Origin of the sequence: Chitinophaga sp. W2I13 (assembly GCF_050434005.1) — a bacterium.
GTDB lineage: Bacteria > Bacteroidota > Bacteroidia > Chitinophagales > Chitinophagaceae > Chitinophaga.
In genome coordinates this window covers 5,803,671-5,826,290 of the sequence record NZ_JBNPWD010000001.1, presented here as the reverse complement: position 1 = coordinate 5,826,290, position 22,620 = coordinate 5,803,671, and the positions used below count along the sequence as shown (strand labels likewise).

Sequence of the window (22,620 nt, the reverse complement as noted above, 5' to 3'; positions counted from 1 at the left end):
TGGCCTTTCACGAACGTATTACTTATCTATCAGCCGTACATAACATGATAAATGACGAATTACTGGCGCGGTTCTTTAGCAATCAATGCACACCGGCAGAAGCCCGTGAGATAGCCACGTATCTCCGGGAGCATCCGGAAGTACTGGAGAAATATCTGCCGGAAGAAGAATTCCTGCAAATACAGGACGATGGTAATTTTCCGGAAACTGTTTCCCAGCAGTGGCTGAAAAATATCCACCGCCAAAGTGCATCTGCCAATAGCCGTGTGAAATGGGCGAAACGAGTGGCCGTCGCAGCAATAACTGCCGGCGTGCTGATAGGCGCAAGCTTGTTACTGGTAAACCGTGACCATCAAAAGGAAACAACCGTTGCTTCCGCAGCAATGCCATCTATTCCGCGGGAACAACAGGAACGTGCGGAAAACAACAGCGGCAAAACCATCACCACCGTACTGCCGGACGGATCCGTGATACAGCTGTTCCCGGCGGCCAGCATAGTATATGATAAACAGTTCAGGGAAAACAGGAACATATATCTCTCAGGAGAAGCAGATTTTACCGTAGTAGCTGATAAATTACATCCCTTCGTTGTGTATAGCAGCGAACTGAATACCACCGTTCTGGGCACCTTTTTTCATGTGAAAGCAATCCCGGCGGAAGATATAATCACCGTAAGGCTCAATACCGGTAAAGTATTGATACAGGGTGCCGCCAATAATAAAAAGGTAGTACTTACACCCGGCAAAGAGCTCCGGTATTACCGCAAAACAGGAAAATCCATCGTAGCAGACTTCAATACTACGGGCACGGATATATTAGTAAAAGCAGGAAACAACGGCACGAGCAGTGCAAAGCCGGACTGGTATAAATTCAATAATCAACCAATGGCACAGGTCCTCGATCAGCTGAGCAACTATTACGGCGTAGCCATCTATTATTATCCGTCGGATGTGACGGAAATTTATTTCGATGGTAAGTTTGAAAAGACGGACTCACTGGTGAAGATACTGACCGATTTAACGCTTCCCAATAATCTGAAGCTTATCCGGAACGATAGCGGATTTATTATTAAGAAGAAATAATTCAACAAATTACAGTTCTATTCCACAAAAGGCGCAAAGGCGCCCGGGGCTTGCTATGCCCCGGATTCAAAAAAAACACGTCCCAGTTATGAAAATGTTTTATCGACCAAAATGGCGTTTACTCCTGCTGCTATGCATGCTGTTAGGAGGTGTATCGATGTCTTCTCAGGCCCAGGGCCGCCTGCAGGTAACCGGAACGGTGCGCACCGATCAGGGCGAACTCCTCCCCAATGCCTCCGTTGTAGCGCTGAATGAAAAAACAAAGTATTCGGCCGGCGTAATCACCGACAGCAACGGCGTATTCCGTTTCTCGGGATTACCACCGGAAGGCAAATATTTACTCAGCGTTTCTTACATGGGTTTTGAAACACAACAACTCAATAATGTCAGTCTCAAGCCAGGCGCCACATTAACTTTTTCGGTACGCCTCGTGAAAACGGTAGCAGCCCTGAGCGATTTCATCGTTATCGGCTATGGTACCGCCCGGAAAAAAGATGTGGTAGGCGCCTTTAACGTGGTGACCGTAAAAGAAGCCGGTGCAGTAAATGCCACCAACCCTTCCCAGCTGCTCATCGGCAAAGCAGCCGGCGTACAGGTGGTACAAAACAGCGGCGCCGCCGGTGCAGATGCCCAGATCATCATTCGCGGTACAGGCAGTTTCACCGACATCAATCCCCTGTATGTAGTTGATGGTATCCAGGGAACAAAAAACCTGTTTAATACACTCAATCCCCAGGATATAGAAAGCATCACCATCCTGAAAGATGCGTCTTCAACCGCTATCTACGGTTCTGCAGCTGCCAACGGCGTAGTGATCATCACTACCAAAAAAGGAAAGCCCGGACCTCCCCGCGTTAGCTTTACTTCCCAATGGGGTGTAGCCAAAGCATGGAAAAAACTGGACCTCCTCAATGCCGCGCAATATGTAGATGCGCTGAAAGACCTCGCCGCTACCAAAAACGCCGTACTCCCGGCGAAGTTCAATACAGCGGCGGTATTACAGGACAGCACCGACTGGCAGGACGAAACTTTCCGCAATGCACTTGTATCTGAACACGATCTCAATATCAGCGGCGGCGGGGAAAAAGTGAACTACTCTGTATCTGCCACCTATATCAATCAGCAGGCTATCATCACCAACGCTACCAACAAAAGATTTCAGGCCCGCGTAGGACTGGAAGAAATACTGGGACGCTTCCGGTTTACACAGAACCTGATATTCAGGCAGTATGTGGGCAACGGCAATTATGCCAGCATCATCAACGCCATCCAGTACGCGCCCTATAAACCCATACTGGACCCAAATATACAGGGTGGCTACTCTATCCTGTCCAACATCGACGACTACAGCAACGCCAGCAACCCCCTGCAGGATATTGCCATGAAAAGTCAAACGAGCAAATCACTGGCCTTCTTTCCGCAGCTGTCCGGTGAGGTACGCATCATCGACGGACTGAAATTCCGCTCGCAGTTTGCAGCAGAAGTGAACACCAACCGGAACAACAGTTACCAGCAACAGTACCAGTCGTCCAACTTCCTGAACCAGGCCCGCCAGTCGATGCTGGGCTTTACAGAGAACTCTTATTATATGCTGGAAAACTACCTGTCGTACGATAAAGTACACGGTAAACACCAGCTCTTTTTAATAGCAGGACAAAGTTATATCGATCCGGGAATCACCAATGGCTCTACTATCAGAGGTACTGGTCAGCCTAACGATAATATTACCAACGTGGGCGTAGCTTCTTCCCAATCGGTTACCAACTCCTATTCCAATTATGCCCGCCCTTCGGTGATCTCTTATTACGGCCGGTTGAACTATACTTTTGATGATAAGTATATCCTCACCACCAGCTATCGCAGGGATGGTGCCTCCAACTTCGGTGCCAACAACCGTTATGGTAACTTCGCCGCAGCGGGCGTGTCATGGCGCTTTTCAGAGGAAGGATTTATGAAGAAGGCATTCCCCGTGTTATCGGATGGTAAACTCAGCGCCAGCTGGGGACAAACCGGTAACAACAGCATTCCCAACTTCCTGAATACGTCGAAAACTTACCAGGGTACTCCCGGAGGCTCACTGGTATATTCCTTTGGCAGTAACGAAACATTTGTTTCCGGCACCACGCTTACCACGTTAAATAACCCCGATCTGAAATGGGAACAAACGGCCCAAACTGATATCGGCATCGACCTGGCATTTTTAAATAACCGCCTGACCATTGAAGCTGATTGGTACAACCGTAAAAGTACCGGCCTGCTGGTTACCACCCTCCTGCCGGCCAGTATTGGCGTAAGCCCTACCGGCACCCAGCCAAAGAAAACGGTGAATGCAGCCGATGCGCAAAATAAAGGCTTTGAACTTACCATCGGGTATAAGGACAAGATCAATAATAATTTCAGCTATAATGTAAGCGTAAACGGGTCTATCAACAGCAACAAAGTATTGTCATTGGGCGATCAGTTCTCCGCACCTATCCAGGCCGGCGCCTTTACACCAGTGCCAGCTACCACGTATACTGCTGCCGGTTATGCTATCGGTTCCTTTTATGGCTACCGGATGGATCATGTGGCCAGGGATGCCGCGGAAATCACCGCACTGGACCAGGAAGCGGCTAAAAAAACAGGCCAGGCAAACGCTAAGTACCAGGATGGATTGTTACCCGGAGATTTTATCTATAAAGATATCAACGGCGATGGTGTCGTTAACGCGAAAGACCAGGAAATACTTGGCAATGCCATTCCGAAATACATTTATGGTATCAACGCCGGCGTAGCTTATAAAAACTTCGACCTGAACCTGGTACTCTCCGGTATCAGCGGATTAAAACTCCTGAACGGCTTAAAATTAAATACCAGCATTATGGCCACGGGTCACAACGCTTCTACCGACATACTCGACAGATGGCGTAAACCCGGTGATGTAGCGGCTTTGCCAAGAATCGGACAAAATGCTACCGGCAATGGCAATCTCCGTCCGTCCGACTGGTGGCTGGAAGATGGCAGCTACCTGCGTCTGAGAAACATTACCATTGGTTACAACGCACCATTGGCCATGTTAAGTACTATGACTAAAGGCACTGTTAAATCACTCCGCATTTATGTGGCAGCGCAAAACCTGATCACCATCACGAATTACACCGGCTACGATCCGGAAATATCGGGCGACTACCTGTTTGCACGTGGTATTGACCAGGGACAGGTACCTCAACCAAAGACTTTCCTGGCAGGTATTCAATTAGGGTTTTAATTTTTAAAAAGTATTTTATGAAGAAGTATATATATCATTTGCTACTAACCGCCGCACTGGTCACCGTTGCACAGGGATGCAAAAAGTCACGCCTCGAACTGGTGGATCAAAGCGCCTACGCATACGATACTTATTTTACCAACATCAGTGCGCTCAACCAAGCTACCGTGGCCAGTTACGCCACATTACTCCATCCGGGATTATGGGCGCGGGAGTACTACTTTATTTTCGACCTGCTGGGACATGATGCCAAACGTGCCAGCTTTTTGCAGGGCGCAGAACAGGAACTGGGCGACTATAGCTTTGGTACCAGCAATGCAGATCTCAGCTCTTTATGGGGCTCCCTGTACCGGATGATCTTCAGAACCAACCTGGTGATTGACCGCGCCGCAGCCTGGAATCCCACCGCTACCAACGATCGCGCAAAATTAAATCAGTACCTCGCAGAGGTAAAGTTCCTGCGGGCATATGCATATTTTCACCTCGTAACATTATGGGGAGATGTACCACTGTACGTCGACTATCAGTCTACCGTTAACAACAACTATTTATCCCGAAGCCCTGCTGCGGATGTGTGGAAACAAATAGAAAAAGACCTCACAGAAGCGCAGGCCACTGCCGAATTGCCCACTGTATATCCTAACGCAGAATTGGGCCGGGCCACCAAAGGCGCTGTCACCGCCTTACTTGGCAAAGTATACCTCTACCAGAAAAAATGGGTGCCTGCACAAACAGAACTTCAAAAACTGATGGGTGCACCGTACACCTACCAGCTCGATCCTTCTTTTGATAATCTTTTCAGCACTACCAACCAGAACTCAACGGAAAACATCTTCCAGATCATGAACCAACAGTGGACCGATTGGGGCATTGGTTCTCCTTACTATATGTTTGGCAATGGCGCTGAACAGGTAGGTAAACAAACACATTCAGGCCGTGCCATGGAATATGGCTGGAATGATTGGAAGAATGTATACATCAGCAACGCCGCTGTAAAAGCATTTACTTACACGAATCCTGCAAACGGCCTGCCGTATACAGATCCCCGTGCCAAATCCACCTTCTACGGCACCGCTGCCTCCGGAGGAGAAACCGAATACTGCCAGCAGTGCGCTACCGGTGCAAAGGCGTATCCGTTTGACACCAACGATCCGCAGGGCGATTATCGCTGGAAGAAATATGAGTACTACAATCTTATGGAAAAATATGGCGATCCTAAAAGCCCTATCAACGGGCAGGTGATCCGCTTCGCAGACGTAATGCTGATGCTGGCTGAAGCGCAGATCCAGCAAGGGAATACAGGCAGTGCACCACTGGCGCTGATCGACAGCATACGTTCCCGCTCGCACGCATTTTTATATACCACGCTGGGCGATAAAGCAAACGCGATGAAGATACTGATGCGCGAACGGCAGCTGGAATTATGCGGTGAACAAGCCCGCTATTTCGATCTGTTGCGCTGGGGTATTATCAAACAAACTATCAACGCGGAAAAGGCCGCAGAACCTGGCACCGGCACACAGCCATTCCAGGATAAACACCTCCTGCTGCCTATTCCCGATGTAGAAAAAAATTACAATCCGAATGTAGCCAAAGCTATCAGCAATGGCTGGAATTAATCTATAAAAACAGCAGGGCACAACCACCGGCAGGAAATATTTTATAGCTCGTTAGCCGTTACTATCCTTCAATTCCACTTATGTAAAAATTACTACCATGAAATGGAGCAAACCACTATTTCTGTCAGGGTTGTTAACCCTTGGCTGTAACCTACTATCCATTGCCCAAACCTATAACTGGTCCGCCGTCCGCATTGGGGGCGGCGGACTGGTTTCCAGCGTACAGGCGCACCCGTTAGTACCCAGCCTCCGTTTTATTACCACTGATGTTGGAAACCCTTATCGCTGGAATGAAAGCACACAACGCTGGGAAGGTCTGTTGAACGGCCTTCCGGCGGTGTACTGGCCATCATCGGCCGGCAACCTGGCCTTCGTGCCTAATGATGCCACGGGCAATATTCTTTACGTTTCCATGCCCAAAGGTACCGGCAGCGCCGGTACTATTATGAAGTCCACCAACCGGGGTACTACCTGGACGGATCTGAATATGCCCATCTGGCTGGATCCCAACAACGTGGAGGAAAAAAGAAACGGGGCGCGGCTGGTAGTAGATCCGAACAACAGCAACGTGGTATATGTTACTACCCGCTTTCCGGCCAGTGCCAATGAAACCACCAATGGTACCTACAGGAGTGTGAACGGCGGCAGCTTATTTACAAAAATCGATACGCTGCATGGCCGCTTTATTGTATTTGATACCAGCGGCGGAACACTTGGCGGACTTACAAAAAGATTATACATCGCCAATCTGAATGGTGTATATGTAAGTAATGATGCCGGCGCTTCGTTTTCGTTGATGCCCGGCAGTCCCGCTGGTTTGAGGAGAGGCGTGCTGCGCGGCGGTGGTATTTTATATGCCGCCGGCAATAGCAAAGTATACAAATGGAATGGCACTGCCTGGAGTACGATTACCCCACCTTATAGCGGCAGTTTTACCAGCGTGGAAGTAAATCCGAATAACAGCAACCAGATCATCACCAATATCGATGCATTTACCGGTGCAATGTATAAAAGCAACAACGGCGGTTCCAGCTGGACACCTGTAAAAGGCACGCGCGATTTCAGCGAAGTGCCTTTTCATGGCGGCAATACCATAGGAAACACTATCATCGATTTAGCCTGGGATCCGTTTGATTCCACACAGGTATGGATGGCCGACCTGTTAAATGCCTACCAGGGCACTAACATCTGGTCGGATGCTTCGGTGTGGAAAGTACGCGCCGCAGGACATGAGGAAGTAGTGGTAACAGGGCCATTGATTTGTCCGCCTTCCGGCAACAATTTGCTGCTAACGGTTACCGCCGATGTGGCGGGCTTTGATCACAAATCCCTCACCAATCCCCCGGCGAAAGCTATCTCCGACGATTTTCAATATTTTAATTCCCAGGGAGTGCATATGACTGGCGCCGCCATCCAGGAAACCAATCCCAACTTCATTGTGAGAGTGGGCCGCAGAGGCTGGTCAGGCACCGGTTTAGGCGGCTACTCCACTGATGGAGGACTGCATTATACACAATGGGTTTGCCCCGGTGGCATGACCGGCGGCAGGGTAGCCGTATCGGCCACCAGCGAAACCATTATCTGGACCACGCAGGGCGGATATACTTATCGTTCGGTGGACAGGGGGAATAACTGGGCGAAAATAAATTCCATTACTACCAGCGCCGTCGGCACTTTTGGCGTGACCGGCTCCATTTTCACCGTACCACCGGATATGAATCCCCTGGCGGCTGATAAAGTAAATGGTAATAAATTCTACCTGTATTTTTTTGGTAAGATGATGGTGAGTGAAGATGGTGGATTAACATTCGTTCAGAAATACGCTAACCTTCCAAACGTGCAAAATGTAGCGTTTGTAAAAGTAGAAACCACTCCCGGCAAGGAAGGCGACATATGGGTGTCGATAGAAGGCAACGGCCTGTATCACTCCACCAATTCGGGCGCCGACTTCACAAAGATCACCAAAGTGCAATCCGCCAAACTGATGGCCATTGGAAAGGCCGCAGTAAATGATCCGGCTATTTATGTGGTGGGCACCGTGGATAGCATTCCCAACAGCATTTTCCGTTCCGATAACAACGGCGCTACCTGGACAGTGGTAGCTAATCCGGCTATCAGTGTGCCACGGAATTTAGCGGCTGACCGCCGTATTTACGGAAGAGTATTTATGGGCAGCGCCGGTAACGGCATATATACAGGAGAAACCGTAGCCGGTCCTGTAACCGGCATTACGGTGAGTCCCGCTACCGTGTCGGTAGCAGTGGGCAATCGTGCTACATTAACCGCTTACGTGGCACCTGCATGGGCCGGTAATAAAAAAGTAACCTGGAGTTCGGGAGATACCACTAAAGTAAAAGTAAACGATAGCACGGGCGTTATCACAGGAGTTGCTGTAACGGCAACGCCTGTACTGGTTACCGCAACCTCCCAGGATGGCAGTAAAACAGCTTCGGCAAGTGTAACTGTCACTACACCTGTTGCCGTTTCCGGCATCGTTATCACGCCTAATCCCGATTCAATAGGCGTGGGTAGCACCGTGCCGCTGGTAACCGTGATTACGCCCGCCAATGCCAGTAACAAAACACTGCGCTGGACTTCTTCCGATACCACTATTGCAAAAGTGGCCATAGATACGCCGCTGGTTACCGGCATCTCGCATGGTACTGCGGTGATCACTGCTACGGCGCAGGATAGCGGCTACACCTCCACTGCCACTATGATTGTTTATAACGTAGCGCCCACAGCGCTCAACATTACCGGCACAGCATCTGTAGGCGCAGGCGATACCGTAATGCTAAGCGCGGTATTCACGCCGCTGAATACCAGTAATAAAGTATTGACCTGGAGTTCTTCCGATACCACTATTGCCAAAGTAAACAACAGTGGCCTGGTGACGGCCGTTGCACCTGGTACCGTTACCATTACTGCCACAACAGCAAAAGGTGGTATTACCGGTACCAAAGGCATCACCGCTACTAAAGTTATTACCGTAGTGAGTGCAGGCGTATGTGGTATATTGCCTAACAATGGCTTTGAAGGCGGCCTTAATAACTGGATGATTGTAGGGGATATTATCAACGGGCTCCCACCTGCCGCCATTGTGGCCAACAAGGCGCATAGCGGCACCAAAGCAGCCGTGATTTCCGGAGAAGGCGGTGTTAGCACTACCGTACTGATGCCGGTGGCCGGCAGAAAGGCCGTCACCTTTTCTGCATGGGCAAAGATCCTTGATCTTCCCGCATGGGCAGGTTTTGGGATCGACTATATAGATTCCGCCAATCATAAAATCACCGCGGATCAGTTCAGCGTAACTGATACTTCTTCTTACAAACTGTTCAGCGTAGTAAGGGCTACGCCTCCCAACACAGCGAGGGTGAACATCTGGACCTACAAAGCCAGCAGTGCCGGGAAACTTTATCTCGATGATTTCTGTGTGACCGTAGCTGATGTGGTAGATGTTACCAGCCTGTCCATTGCACCTGATCCGGCATCTGTGGCCATGGGTTATACCAAAGCATTAACCGCGACCATACTGCCTGCAAATGCTACCATTAAAACAGTTACCTGGACCTCTTCCAACACGGCTATTGCGACGGTTAACGCATCAGGCGTAGTTACCGGCGTGGCATTGGGCACCGCCACCATTACCGCTACCAGCACAGAGGGCGGGAAAACAGCTACCACCACCGTTACCGTAACGCCGCCGGTAGCAGTTACCGGCGTGAATGTTACGCCGGATAGCGTTACTATTGGCGTAGCCGATTCATATACGCTAACGGCCACCACCACTCCAGCCAACGCCAGCAACCAGAACATGGCATGGACCAGCTCCAACCCGGCCATCGCCACCGTAAACGCCACCACCGGCGCGGTGAAAGCAGTAGCCATTGGTACCGCCGTGATCAGGGGGGGAACGCAGGAAGGAAGTTACAAAGACAGCAGCATCGTAACGGTGATCAGCCAGGGACAATGCGGACAAATTTCCAACAACGGCTTTGAAAGCAGCCTCGTAGGATGGAGTAATATCAACAACGCTGCTACCATCACTACAGATGCCCACAGTGGTTTAAAAGCAGTAGCCGTTACCGGTCAGGGTGGCGTAGGACGCGTACCTGTATTCAGTTTCGCCGCCGGCGATACCATCGTGTTTACCGCATGGGCCAAAGTATCCGGCGGACCCGCATGGGCAGGCTTCAGCCTCGATTTCCAGAATGCTTCCTATGTGAAACTGGCCACCGCACAATCAACTGTTACCGCTACCGCTTATACGGAGTATACGCAAAGCGTAGTGGTTCCGGCGGGTACTGCCAACTTCAACATCTGGTCATCAAAATCCGGCGCAGCGGGCATCCTGTACCTGGATGATTTCTGCCTAACCGTGAAACCGGCCGGCGGAGGCATGTTACGCACCACCAATCTCATGCAAACCGGCCATGATGCATCCGCCACTAAAAACGGCATTACCGTAAGCGCTTATCCCAATCCTGTACAAAGTGATATCAACATCCGCCTGACCAATTACAATGGCAGCCGGATCGCGGCTACGCTGACCGATATGGCCGGCAGGGTTATACATCACGAGGTGATTATAACGCAGAAAGGCACAACGCTTTACCGGTTGCATAATGCAAAGAAGCCTGCAAAAGGACTGTACATTCTGACCCTGAAAGGAGAAGGACTAGTGAGCAGCTTCAAGCTATTGGTGCAGTAGGTATTGATTGTTTGATAAAGAGCCTGGGGCCATGCCCCGGGCTCTTTGCGTTATTACATACCTGTTACAATTTCTTGAAAAGCCCCCCTACTCTATTATCTGCGGGAATTAATTACCTTGCGTAAGCAGCGCAGTCCGCTTATATCAACCTGCCCAAAATAGAAAAGCTATTCCGGGTAATGACCCAAAAAACGCATGTGGCTTTACAACGCAGGATGATCGACAGCCTGAGTAAAACGGCTGATCAGCGTTACATCGACTTCATAGAAAAATACCCCCAGCTTTACCAACGCCTCTCCAACCTGCAGATTGCAGCTTATTTGGGCGTAAGTCATGAATTTTTGAGTAAAATCAGGAGGAAGATAGCTGGTCAGAAATAATAGGGCTTCCCATTATTATTGAACTTGTTCAATTTTTTGTTTCAGGAGGAACGGATATTGGCATATCATCCCAAAAACAAAAAAATGAAACGAATCATTTCTATAGCATTATTGACCACTTTAAATTTTTTCAAAATGGACATACAGGCGCAAAGCTTCACTACTATTGAAGCTAATGGTTTAAAGCTGCAGGTATACAACGCTTCCGAGAACAGCTTTGGCGTGGCATCTGTTATCGTATCAGGAAAAACAGATGCTGTTTTGATAGATGCACAGTTTACATTGGCTGATGCTGAAAAAGTAGCACAGGAAATAAAGGCATCCGGTAAAAATTTAACCACTATTTATGTTTCCCATGGCGATCCTGATTTTTACTTTGGCCTGGAAGTATTCAAAAAATACTTTCCATCTGTAAATGCTTATGCTTCCCCCGCAACGGTAGCACATATCAAAGCCACGGCACAAAAAAAGCTGGCAGTATGGGGTGAAAGATTGGGGAACAGCATTACTTCCAGCGTTATCATTCCGCAGGTGGTCGAAGGGAACAGCATTGAGCTGGAAGGACAAAAATTAGTAGTTACCGGACTGGAGGAATTTCCATCGCGGACTTTTGTATGGATACCATCTATTAAGGCCGTTGTTGGCGGAATAAATGTATTTGGCACCAGCTTTCATCTCTGGATGGCAGATTCAGCCAGTGAAGATGCCCGCAAAGAATGGCTGGCAGTGTTAGACAAAATAGCGGCACTTCATCCGGCCATCGTGGTGCCTGCCCATGCCAAAGCAGGAACTCCCTTCAGCATGGCTGCTGTAACGCACACCAAAAACTATATACAGTTTTACGGAGAAGCGCTGAAAAGCAATAAAATTTCGGAGGCATTGATAGCGGCGTTAAAAGCCAAATATCCTGAACTTACTTTTGAAACCGCCCTGCAGATAGGCGCGAAAGTAAACACCGGGGAAATGAAGTGGTAAGAGCGATGTTCATCCACAGCCTGACAAACGCTCTTTCCTTTATTCCTTTCTCAGGCTTATCACCGGGTTCATCAAAGCCGCTTTGATCGCCTGGTAGCTGACCGTTACTATGGCAATTGCTACTGATAAAATGCACGCAAGTGCGAATACCCACCAGTGAATGGCCACGCGGTATTCATAGTACTGCAGCCATTTATACATACTCCAATAGGATAATGGCGCTGCTATCACAAATGAAATAATCACCAGCTTTACAAAATCTTTCGCTAATAAAGTAGTGATGCCGGTGACAGAAGCACCTAGTACCTTCCGCACCCCCACTTCCTTGATCCTGCTTTCCGCCATATAGGTAGCAAGACCAAATAAACCAAGGCAGGATATAAAAATGGTCAGCCCCGCAAATAAAGCAGCTAAAGTTCCCTGGCGTTGTTCATTATCAAATTTCTTCGCATAAGCTTCGTCTACAAATTTATACTCAAACGGATAATCGGGGTTATACTTGCTGAAAATAGCCTCCACCTTTTTAAGATTTTGAGCAGTAGAATGATCCCCGTTTAACTTCATCTGCACCACCTGGAAATTCATAAAAGCACTTTTGGCGCCGCAGATCAATATCGGTCTTGTTGGCTCATAAGGACTGGTAAGAATAAAATCTTTAATAACCCCTACAATGTGCCAGTCGATGCCAAGATCATTTACTACTTTTCCAATCGGATCTTTGAACTTCAATACTTTCAGCGACGACTCATTTACAATCAGCCCGGTTGAATCGGTGGGGAATTTTTTCAGGTCGAAATCACGGCCTTCAATAAACTGTAACCCCGCGGTGGCGCCCAATCCCTCATCCGCTAAATACCGGTCGAAAGATGTTTTATCATTCGGGTCCTTTCCTTGCCAGTTCTGGCCCCACCCATTGCTCCACCGTTCCGTAAGGGGGGAATTTGTTCTGGTAACCGACTTCGCAACACCTGATTCCAGCAATTCATTTTTTATCAGTGCATAGTTTTTGGATATATCACCCGTCATGAAATGATACACCAGGTTATCTTTATTATAACCTGTTTCCCGGTCACGGGCATAGTCGATTTGCTGCTTTACAATAATAGTGCAGATGATAAGAACGGTGGCGAATGTGAACTGTAATACCACCAGTATTTTCCGTGGCGTTACCAGCGCATTCGCTTTTTTAAACGTGCCCTTTAATACTTTAACAGGCTGGAAAGAGGAAAGGAAGAACGCGGGATAACTGCCGGCCAGCAAACCCGTAAAGAGAATAAACCCAATAAACCCTATCCAGGTATAGATGTTGCCGAAATCTATAAACAGTTTTTTATCCGTAAGCTGGCTATAAAAGGGCAGGCTTATCTGAACAATAAGGATCGCCACTATTCCGGCCAGAAATGAGATAAAAACAGATTCCCCGATAAACTGGCTGATAAGGGAACTCTTCTGTGCCCCCACTACTTTTCGTATGCCTACCTCCTTCGCCCGCTTTTCACTTCTGGCAGTGCTCAGGTTCATAAAATTGATACAGGCAATTAACAATATCAACACCGCGATAATACTGAATATTTTCACGAATGTGCTGCGGCCCCCATTATCTTCCCCGCCATCGCTGAAGCTCGAATACAATCGCCACCTTTCAAGCGGGTAAATAAACATCTCCCATTTCATTGTTTTTGCCTCATCACTGTAATGCTGCTTTAAATCTTTTATTTTAGCTGCTGCAGCAGCATAACTTACATTGGGCTTCAGTAGTACATAAGTAGGCGTACTGTTATCGCTCCAGCCTAAATCCGTGCCTTCCCTGTATTTTAAATATGACCATGGTAAGAGGTATTCAAAATCGAATCTGGTATTGCCAGGCAGATCTTTTAAAATACCGGTAACAGTGAAGTTATCTTTATTCTCAATTTTAATGATCTTCCCCATGGCATCTTCACTGCCAAATAAACTTTTTGCCGTTTTTTCGGTAAGCACTACCGAATGCACATCATTCAGCGCAGTAGCAGGATCACCTTTCAGCATGGGGAAGCTGAACATCTGAAAAAAACCGGTATCCACCAGGATGCCGGACTTTATTATTTTTTTATCCCCTACGGAAAGAAGATACGCATTATTGGAACCTACCCTCACCGCACGCTCTACTTCGGGCAGATCTTTTTCCACCGCACGGGCTGTTAATGCAGATACTGTATTCCAGTAAGAGACCTTTCCATCAATGGGCACGCGATTCCATACTTCGTATATCCTGTCTTTGTTGGCGTGAAACCCATCGTAACTCCTTTCATCCTGTATCCACAGGAGAATAAGGATTGCAGCAGCCATGCCCACAGCAAGGCCCGTAATATTGATGGCTGAAAAACCTTTGTTACGCAACAGGTTCCGGCAAACGACTTTGAAGAAATTTCTGATCATAATGCATTGATGATTCCCGGACTGCAACGTACAGGATTTGCGGGAATGTTACCCCAAGACAATGCCGGATACCTATTTGCTTGATTTACAACGATGTGGCTGCGTCATAAATACCGGTTTGTTCATTTTTGGGACAGAAAATGTCCGCTTTTGAACACCAGGATAATACTAAAAGGCCGGAATCATCACTTATGATAATATAATATCAAAATTAGGTAATCCTGCATAGTGTACTTATCTAAAGAAGGGGTAACTTGGTTTGGTCATTATTATGAGCAGTCAAAACCACGATTATACTTCTTTTTGGGTAACAGGGGATCTTTCATCGTTTAAACAAATGATGAAGGCATTCACTCCTTCCCTGAAACATTTTGCGGGTAATATTGTTGGTAATGAGGCAGAAGCAGAAGAAATTGTGGCAGATGTATTTATCAAAATATGGCAACAAAGACTGCTGGCAACTGCCCCTGACGACATCCGGTATTATCTTTTTAAGGCCGTCAAAAATACGGCGCTCAATTATCTGAAAAGCAATGGCCGCCGCACGACGCACCATACCGCCTGGGAAATCCAGGTGAACCGGGTAACCTCCAAAAATCCCGAAGACATTATGATCAGTAAAGAACAGCTGTCGTATATCAATGCCGCCATCAGTTCCTTACCCCTCCGCTGCCGCCAGATATTCATTCTCGTAAAAGAAGAAGGACTCTCCTATGAACAGGTGGCCACCCTACTGGATCTCTCCAAGGCTACCGTAAATGTACAGATGACCATCGCCCTGAAAAAAATATGGGCAGCACTGGGTTCCTCCATCCAATATTCTTATTCCTGATTTTTTTTCTACCCGGTTTAATTGTTTTCCTTTTTTGCGTTGTCTTAATAGGGAATCAACTGAAATCATACTTTCTGTAAATGACCAAACGATTATGGGAATTACTGGCACTGCATTGGAGCGGTGAGATTTCCTCCGAAGAAAAAACGGAACTGGACAAGCTCCTGCTGGAGCATCCGGGAGATTGGCTCCGGGCGGGACAGCTGGACCAGCTGTCTTTTAAAACAATACCGGCCACTGACGAAGATGCGCATACGGACGCGCTGATAGATAAGGTGATGGGAACTATCACTGCCGAACCGGCTTTAACCGGGAAAAGCTCCCGCAAAAAGTTCCTGCAGGCCTATAAATACCAGTTGTCAGTAGCCGTAGCCATGCTGGGCATAACCGCCATGCTCACCTTTATTTACCTGTATCAGCAACATCCCGGGTATAAGATCGTGTCTACCGATGCCGGTATGAAAACAAAGATCCGGTTATCTGATGGCAGCATTATCTGGCTCAACGCCGGCAGCACTTTAAAGTACCCGGAAAAACTGGATAAAGCCAAAAGGGAAGTATACCTCAGCGGGGAAGCATATTTTGATATAAAGCAGGCGCCTAACCGCCCGTTTATCATCCACGCGCAGAAAATGGATATCAGGGTACTGGGTACCGCATTTAACGTCAGGTCCTATAAAGAAGAGGATTTTGAAGAAACATCGGTGATTTCAGGGGCCGTAGAAGTAACCGTGGCGGATGAAAATAAAGTGCTGAAGGTTACGCCCAACCAAAAAGTAATTCTCCGGAAAACAATCAACGATCCTGCAGAAAAAAATAGCAGCACCACCGGACCAGGTAATAATAAACTAACAAAAATTGAACGTCAGCCACTATCTGTTCTTTCATCAACAGATACTATTCATGTGATGGAAACTGCCTGGATGAATAATCAACTCATATTCCGTAACGAGTCGCTGCAGGCGCTTTCACAACGACTGGAACGCTGGTATGGTGTCAAAATTATCATCGAGAATGAACAACTGGCCACATTAAGATTTTCCGGACGGGCAGATAATATTTCTATTGAAAAGCTGCTGGAGGTACTCCAGAATATTCAACCATTCAATTATTCCATTCAGGATGATATAGTGACAATCAAGTAAACCAGAAGTTATGAAAAATAGTATCATAATTGGGGAGCGACCTCCCTAGCGGACCCGCTATGCCCGGAACTTCCGTTACGGACCTCCACAGAATCCAGATTTATTGATTTATAAGCTCACTTCCAGGTTATGAAAATAGCAATAAAACAAACCACGTTCGCCTTACATTGCAATGGACGAAAATTATTTCTAATGATCAAATTTACCGGTGTATTGTTCCTGCTGTTTTTCCAGGCCACTGCAGCAGGGTTTTCGCAGAATACGATATCCGTTTCCTTCGTTAACGCAGATATTGAGAAAGTATTCCGCTATCTCGAGAAAAAAACGACCTACACGTTTTATTACAGCAACAACGAAACAGAGAAAACACCCAGGCTCAGTCTCACCATGGAAAAAGTGGATATCCGCGACGTACTCGATGCGGTAGCGCTCAAAACCGGTCTTCATTATACCATCCTGGATAACAGCATGGTGGTATTCAAAAACGCCGGCGAGCGGATACAAACCAAAAAGATCAGCGGAAAGGTAGTGGATGAAAAAGGCCGTCCGCTGCCCAACATGACCGTGCAGGTAAAAGGAACCACCATCGGTACATTAACAACGCCGGAAGGGTTATTTACGCTCCAGGTACCGGAAAACGCGATCCTGGTGGTATCTGCCATCGGTTTTCTCAGGCAGGAAGTACCTGTTGCCGGTCAGTCTTCCTTCAATATTATCCTGAAAGAAGATGTATCGGGATTAAATGAAGTGGTGGTAGTAGGTTACGGCACACAGGAAAAACATAAACTCACCAGTGCGGTGGCCACCATTTCCGGCGCAGAGCTGAACAAACGGGTAGCCACCAACCCGGCATCGCTGTTACAGGGACAATTACCCGGATTGCAGGTAACCCAGGGCTCAGGCGAACCGGGAAATGAAAATATCCAATTACGCATTCGCGGCATCAGTACCTTCAGCGGCGCAGGTAACGACCCGCTCGTTGTGATAGATGGTTTACCGGGAAGCCTGAGCGCTTTAAATCCTAACGACATCGAATCTATCTCTGTGTTGAAAGATGCCGCCTCCGCCGCCATTTATGGCTCCCGCGGCGCCAACGGTGTAATTGTGGTGAAAACAAAAAAAGGACGCAGCGGTTTTTCGCTGACTTACGGGTATAACCTCGGTGTTTCGAAGGCAACCAAACTGCCGGAGACGATTTCCAACTCGGCAGAATACATGCAACTGTCCAACGAAGCCCGCACTAATTCCGGTCTGGCGCCGCTCTATACCCAGCAACAGATTGATTTATACCAACAGGCCACCGACCGTGTGAAATATCCTAATCACAACTGGCTGGATGATATCTTTCGCACCGCATATACCCAGAACCATTACCTGAACATGAGCGGGGGGAAAGAAAGTACTACTTACAGTCTTGGTTTGGGTATCAGCACCCAGCCAGGTGTACTGATCGGCTTCGACTACAAAAAATATACGTTGGACCTGGGCCTCAGCTCCCGCATTAATAAAAGGGTGACCATCGGTACCAATGTGCAGATGCGGTACGCCGACAGGAAATATCCTGAAAACGGTGCAGGCGACATGTTTCTGTCTGCACTGGCACAGTCGCCCCTCTACCCTGCCTCCAGCGATGGAAAATGGATTAAAAAAGCCTACTCCAATGAACTGGGTAATAAAAACCCTGTAGCCATTGTAGATGAAGATATCCGGGTGAAGACAAACGACTACTACGCACAGGGAAATCTCTCCCTCGATGTGGATATCGTAGATGGACTAAAATGGGAAAACAGGGCAGGCATGAATTACGGCAACTACAAATACAGTGATTTCAGACCCGTTATACCTACCTATTATTTCAGCGACATGAGCCCCGCCGGATTACTTGATGATGGCACTCCGGGGCTGACAGTGGGTAATACCGGCAATATCTACACCGTTTATTACAGCCAGCTGACCTACAAAAATAAATTCGGCGACCATAACCTCTCCGCACTGGCAGGTTATCAGCAAGAGCAAAACAAAGCCGATACCCTCAACGCCAGCCGCACGCAGTTTCCCACCAATTTTTTGAGAGAACTGAATGCAGGGCCTACAGAAGGCCAGGCCAATAACGGTACCTCCGGCACCTGGGCGATCCGCTCTTTTTATGGTAATGCGAATTATGATTATAAAGATAAATACCTCTTCGGCGCCAGCGTCAGATACGATGGTACTTCCCGGCTGCCTTCAGATACCCGCTGGGGATTGTTCTATTCATTTTCCGGTGCATGGCGCGCTTCGGAAGAATCTTTTATGAAAAATATTTCCTGGATAAACGATTTGAAGATACGCGCTTCCTGGGGACAGCTGGGCAACCAGAACATCGGTACCTATCCTTATCAGTCCACACTCGATAACAGACCCTATGCTTTCGGCTCCAACGTTTCCACCGGGTTTACCGGCAGCCAGATTATAGATCCCACCCTTACCTGGGAAACTACCCGCGTGCTGGATATTGGTCTTAATCTCACCGCGTTCGATAACCGGCTTACCTTTACCGGCGACTGGTTCAATAAATACACCTTTGATATCCTCCGCAGCTCCCAGGTGCCCCTGTGGCTGGGATTAGCCGCACCTATTATCAATAACGGAGCGGTGAGAAACAAAGGATTTGAATTCAACGTGCAATACAACGATAAGATCGGCAAAAACTTTACTTGGTATATCGGCGCTAATTTCCAACGTTATAAAAATGTATTGGAAGAATTTGGCAAACGCGAGATCAGTGGTACTACCATCCGGGAAGAAGGACATCCTTTGGATGAATACTACCTTTACCAGTGGGATGGTATCTTCCAGAGCACAGATGAAATTGCCAAATCGCCCAAACAACCTGTAGACGCCACCCCCGGCGACCTCAAAATTAAAGATGTGAATGGCGACGGTGTGATTGATGATAAAGACCGCACTTATACAAACGGGAAATATCCTAGTTTCCAGTATGCATTCAATCTTGGCGCTTCGTGGAAAAACTTTGATCTGAGCGCACAATTCTATGCTTCGCAGGGACAAAAGATTTATGTCAACGGATGGGGAATAGAACCATTCCGGCAGGGTTCTGTACCTACAACAGACTGGCGGAACCGCTGGACGCCGGACAACCCCAGCACCACCATGCCTAAAATATATGTTGCCGACGGATATGCTCCTGTTCAGAACTATGCCTCCACTTATTTCCTGAAGGATGCTTCTTTCCTCAGACTCAGAAATGTACAGTTGGGCTACAACCTGCCCGCTGCCACCATCGCCAGGATAGGCATGAAATCGCTGCGGGTGTTTTTCACCGCTGAAAATGTATTTACGATCAGCAAATTTCCGGGGCTTGATCCCGAGCGTGTAGGAGACGGTAACTATGTTACTTATCCGCAAACCAAAACATACACGTTTGGCGCCATGGTTCAGTTTTAATTTCTCTGTTAAAAGATTCAGTTATGAAAAAGTTTCAGCAATTAATAGTAACAATCACCACTACGGCCTTTATATTGTGCAGCGGATGTAACAAGGATCTGCTGGATGTAACGCCTCCGGATAAACTGGCATCAGCTTTTTTCTGGAAAACACCTGAGGATGCGGATAAGGCGCTCACCGGCCTGTACAACTACCTCTACGCCAACAGCGGAGGCTATGCTACCTCACAGTTTACCGTTTTCGCCTGGGATAATTTCACCGACGATTCCTATGGCCAATATAATTACGGAGGAGGTTTAAACGCCCTTACTTCCGGCATTACTCCTCAATCCGGCGATTTTGTGTACTCTTATTACAGTAACTGCTACCAGGCAATAGCGGCAGCCAATTCTTTCCTGGCGAACGTAGATAAAGTGCTCAGCGGCGACCAGCTAACAAAATATAAAGCAGAAGCCTATTTCCTGCGGGCATTTAACTACTTCTGGCTGGCGCAGCTCTATGGCAACACCATCATCTTTACAGATGATCCTTTCAAGGAAGACTATAAATCCACCAGGGCTAAATCCGACCGGGCAGAAGTATTAAAATTGGTGCTGGCCGACCTGGATCTGGCTATCGCCTCGCTGCCAGATGCCGGTTATACCAATGGACACGCCGTAAAAGCTACTGCCCAGGGATACAAAGTAAGAGTGCTCCTTTTTCAGAAGCGTTATGCAGAAGCGGCCGCACTGGCCAAGGAAATTATGACGGGCAACAAGTTCAGTCTCCTTGCCAGCTATGCCGGCAACTTTTATAAGCCCGATCAGAACAACAGCAAAGAAATTATGTTCTCCGTAAAATACCAGCGTCCCAACATCCTGCACCAGGATGTGGCTATTTCTGTAAATCTCCAGCGCTGGAAAGGAGAACAGGGCACGCAGGACCTGATCAATGAATACGAAGCAGCAGATGGTAAAGACACCGCCTCCTCGGCCGTATACGTGAAAGGAAAACCGTTTGAAAACCGCGATCCGCGCATGCGCCTGACGTTCTTCTTCCCCGGCGACACCAAAGCACAGGGATGGCCCTTCACCGGCGCCCTGGCAATTGCCACGCCCGGAAAAGACAGCTGGACGGCCGGTTACTATGCTGTAAAAAAATGGCTGGACCCCAGTCTCACTGACCCCGACTACGGCACTATAGACGACAACGACTTTGTACTGCTCCGTTATGCCGATATTCTGCTCATGTATGCAGAAGCGCAGAATGAAGCCACCGGGCCGGACGCCTCCGTGTATACCGCCATCAAGCTAGTCAGAAACCGCAGCAATATGCCAGACCTGCCAGCCGGGTTATCCCAGGCAGCCATGCGCGACCGGATCCGTCATGAAAGACGGGTGGAATTTGCGCTGGAAGGCATCCGGTATTTCGACCTGAGACGCTGGGGCATTGCGGTGCAAAAACTGGATGGTTTTGTACCTAATCCTTTGCAACCAACTATCAAAACTAAATACAAGGCCAATTATGACTTCTGGCCTATTCCGCAAACGGAAATAGACCGGAATGCGCCGGAACTGATTCAAAACGACGGGTATTAAAGCCATCACATAAAAAGAAAAAGCCCCGGAATAATTTCCGGGGCTTTTTCTTTTTAGCATCTCCTGAATTTGACACGCGCATCTCGTTGCCAATGTTTATTTTTGAAGTCACTGGTAAATTATTAACGGCCCCTGTAAAGCGGGCCTCCGTTTAAATTAACGAAAAGCCATTTTTAATATGAGCAGTGCAAAACCGCATGAATCACAGAACGTCACCGACTACCCCAACAATAACACCATATTCGCGGTCTGGAAGTTTAAGGAGGGAATGGAAATTAAACCTGCTTTCGAAAAGCTCTGTGCCCTGGTAGCTAATCTCAATCACACCTTCATCATACGGGCGCCCGGTGGCCGCGCCACCTGCGTAATGGGTATTGGTTACGAGGCATGGCTGAAGCTATCTTTACCCCAACCTGTTCCGAAGGAATTAAGAAATTTTGAACCGCTGGTGGGCGCAAAACATACCGCTGTTGCCACCCCCGGAGATCTGCATTTTCACTTACGGTCAACCGACATGTCCATCTGCTTTGATATGCTCATTGCCATAACAGCCGTATTATCACCCGTGGCAGATTGCTTGGAAGAAGTACATGGTTTCAGGTATTGGGATGGCCGTTCTATTCTTGGCTTCGTGGATGGCACGGAAAACCCGGTGGGTAACGACCGGCAGTATTTCGCCCTGGTGGGCGATGAAGACCCTGTTTATAAAGGAGGCAGCTACCTTTTTGTTCAGAAGTACCTGCACAATATGGGCGGCTGGACAAAGCTCACTACCGAAGAACAGGAAAAAGTAATTGGCCGTTATAAGATCAGTGACATTGAGATGCCTGACGACATAAAACCCGATAATTCCCATAGCGCATTAGCGAACCTGGATGATGACAATGGTAATGAACTGAAAATAGTAAGGGATAATATGGCCTTTGGAAATCCCGGCAAAAATGAGGTCGGCACCTATTTCATTGCTTATGCAAATACGTTCAGCACCACCTTTAAAATGCTGGAACGGATGTTTATCGGGGTGCCGGCCGGCAACTACGACAGGATCCTTGATTTCAGTACTGCCCATACCGGAAGCCTCTTCTTTGCCCCGTCAATGGATATTTTAAAGCAATATACTGCGGATGACACGGCGTGATTTTATCTGTTAACCGGCATGCAGCTGAAGTGTATAATCTACCTCCGGA

Annotated in this window: 12 protein-coding genes; 11 read left to right on the top strand and 1 reads right to left on the bottom strand. The window is 47.9% G+C overall.

Features of this window, described 5'->3' with window-relative positions; translation table 11 throughout:
* Window positions 1-44: 44 nt before the first annotated feature.
* From QFZ48_RS24040 to QFZ48_RS24015, 6 genes are all read left to right on the top strand, one after another.
* Complete coding sequence (locus QFZ48_RS24040; RefSeq protein ID WP_429064002.1) at window positions 45-1,082, top strand: FecR family protein; 1,038 nt, start codon at window positions 45-47, stop codon at window positions 1,080-1,082.
* A gap of 88 nt (window positions 1,083-1,170) precedes the next feature.
* Window positions 1,171-4,329, top strand: coding sequence for a SusC/RagA family TonB-linked outer membrane protein (locus QFZ48_RS24035; protein ID WP_429064000.1), 3,159 nt, complete (start codon window positions 1,171-1,173; stop codon window positions 4,327-4,329).
* Window positions 4,330-4,346: 17 nt separating this feature from the next.
* Entirely contained in the window at window positions 4,347-5,948 is a 1,602-nt protein-coding gene (locus tag QFZ48_RS24030; protein WP_429063998.1) for a RagB/SusD family nutrient uptake outer membrane protein, read from the top strand.
* Between the two features lie 97 nt (window positions 5,949-6,045).
* Complete coding sequence (locus tag QFZ48_RS24025; RefSeq protein ID WP_429063997.1) at window positions 6,046-10,659, top strand: Ig-like domain-containing protein; 4,614 nt, start codon at window positions 6,046-6,048, stop codon at window positions 10,657-10,659.
* 179 nt (window positions 10,660-10,838) lie between these two features.
* Window positions 10,839-11,039 (top strand): hypothetical protein, encoded by a 201-nt coding sequence (locus tag QFZ48_RS24020; protein WP_429048851.1) that lies wholly within the window; start codon window positions 10,839-10,841, stop codon window positions 11,037-11,039.
* Between the two features lie 84 nt (window positions 11,040-11,123).
* The gene (locus QFZ48_RS24015) at window positions 11,124-12,014 is read left to right on the top strand and encodes an MBL fold metallo-hydrolase (protein WP_429048853.1); all 891 of its coding nucleotides are present in this window, start codon (window positions 11,124-11,126) and stop codon (window positions 12,012-12,014) included.
* Window positions 12,015-12,053: 39 nt separating this feature from the next.
* On the opposite strand, the gene QFZ48_RS24010 is transcribed toward QFZ48_RS24015, so the two are convergent.
* On the bottom strand, window positions 12,054-14,432 hold the full coding sequence (locus QFZ48_RS24010; RefSeq protein ID WP_429063996.1) for an ABC transporter permease: 2,379 nt from the start codon (window positions 14,430-14,432) through the stop codon (window positions 12,054-12,056).
* Between the two features lie 271 nt (window positions 14,433-14,703).
* On the opposite strand from QFZ48_RS24010, the gene QFZ48_RS24005 reads away from it, so the two are divergent.
* The 5 genes from QFZ48_RS24005 to QFZ48_RS23985 all read left to right on the top strand — a co-directional run bounded on the left by QFZ48_RS24005 (window position 14,704) and on the right by QFZ48_RS23985 (window position 22,571).
* The gene (locus QFZ48_RS24005) at window positions 14,704-15,264 is read left to right on the top strand and encodes an RNA polymerase sigma-70 factor (RefSeq protein WP_429063994.1); all 561 of its coding nucleotides are present in this window, start codon (window positions 14,704-14,706) and stop codon (window positions 15,262-15,264) included.
* Window positions 15,265-15,344: 80 nt separating this feature from the next.
* A complete protein-coding gene (locus QFZ48_RS24000) occupies window positions 15,345-16,409 on the top strand; it encodes a FecR family protein (RefSeq protein ID WP_429063992.1) in 1,065 nt (354 codons plus the stop codon).
* Between the two features lie 192 nt (window positions 16,410-16,601).
* Complete coding sequence (locus QFZ48_RS23995; protein WP_429063991.1) at window positions 16,602-19,856, top strand: SusC/RagA family TonB-linked outer membrane protein; 3,255 nt, start codon at window positions 16,602-16,604, stop codon at window positions 19,854-19,856.
* Window positions 19,857-19,879: 23 nt separating this feature from the next.
* Window positions 19,880-21,433 carry a RagB/SusD family nutrient uptake outer membrane protein gene (locus QFZ48_RS23990; RefSeq protein ID WP_429048861.1) on the top strand — a complete coding sequence of 518 codons (1,554 nt, stop codon included), beginning with the start codon at window positions 19,880-19,882 and terminating at the stop codon, window positions 21,431-21,433.
* Window positions 21,434-21,611: 178 nt separating this feature from the next.
* Window positions 21,612-22,571 (top strand): Dyp-type peroxidase, encoded by a 960-nt coding sequence (locus QFZ48_RS23985; protein ID WP_429063989.1) that lies wholly within the window; start codon window positions 21,612-21,614, stop codon window positions 22,569-22,571.
* The last annotated feature ends 49 nt before the right edge of the window (window positions 22,572-22,620 follow it).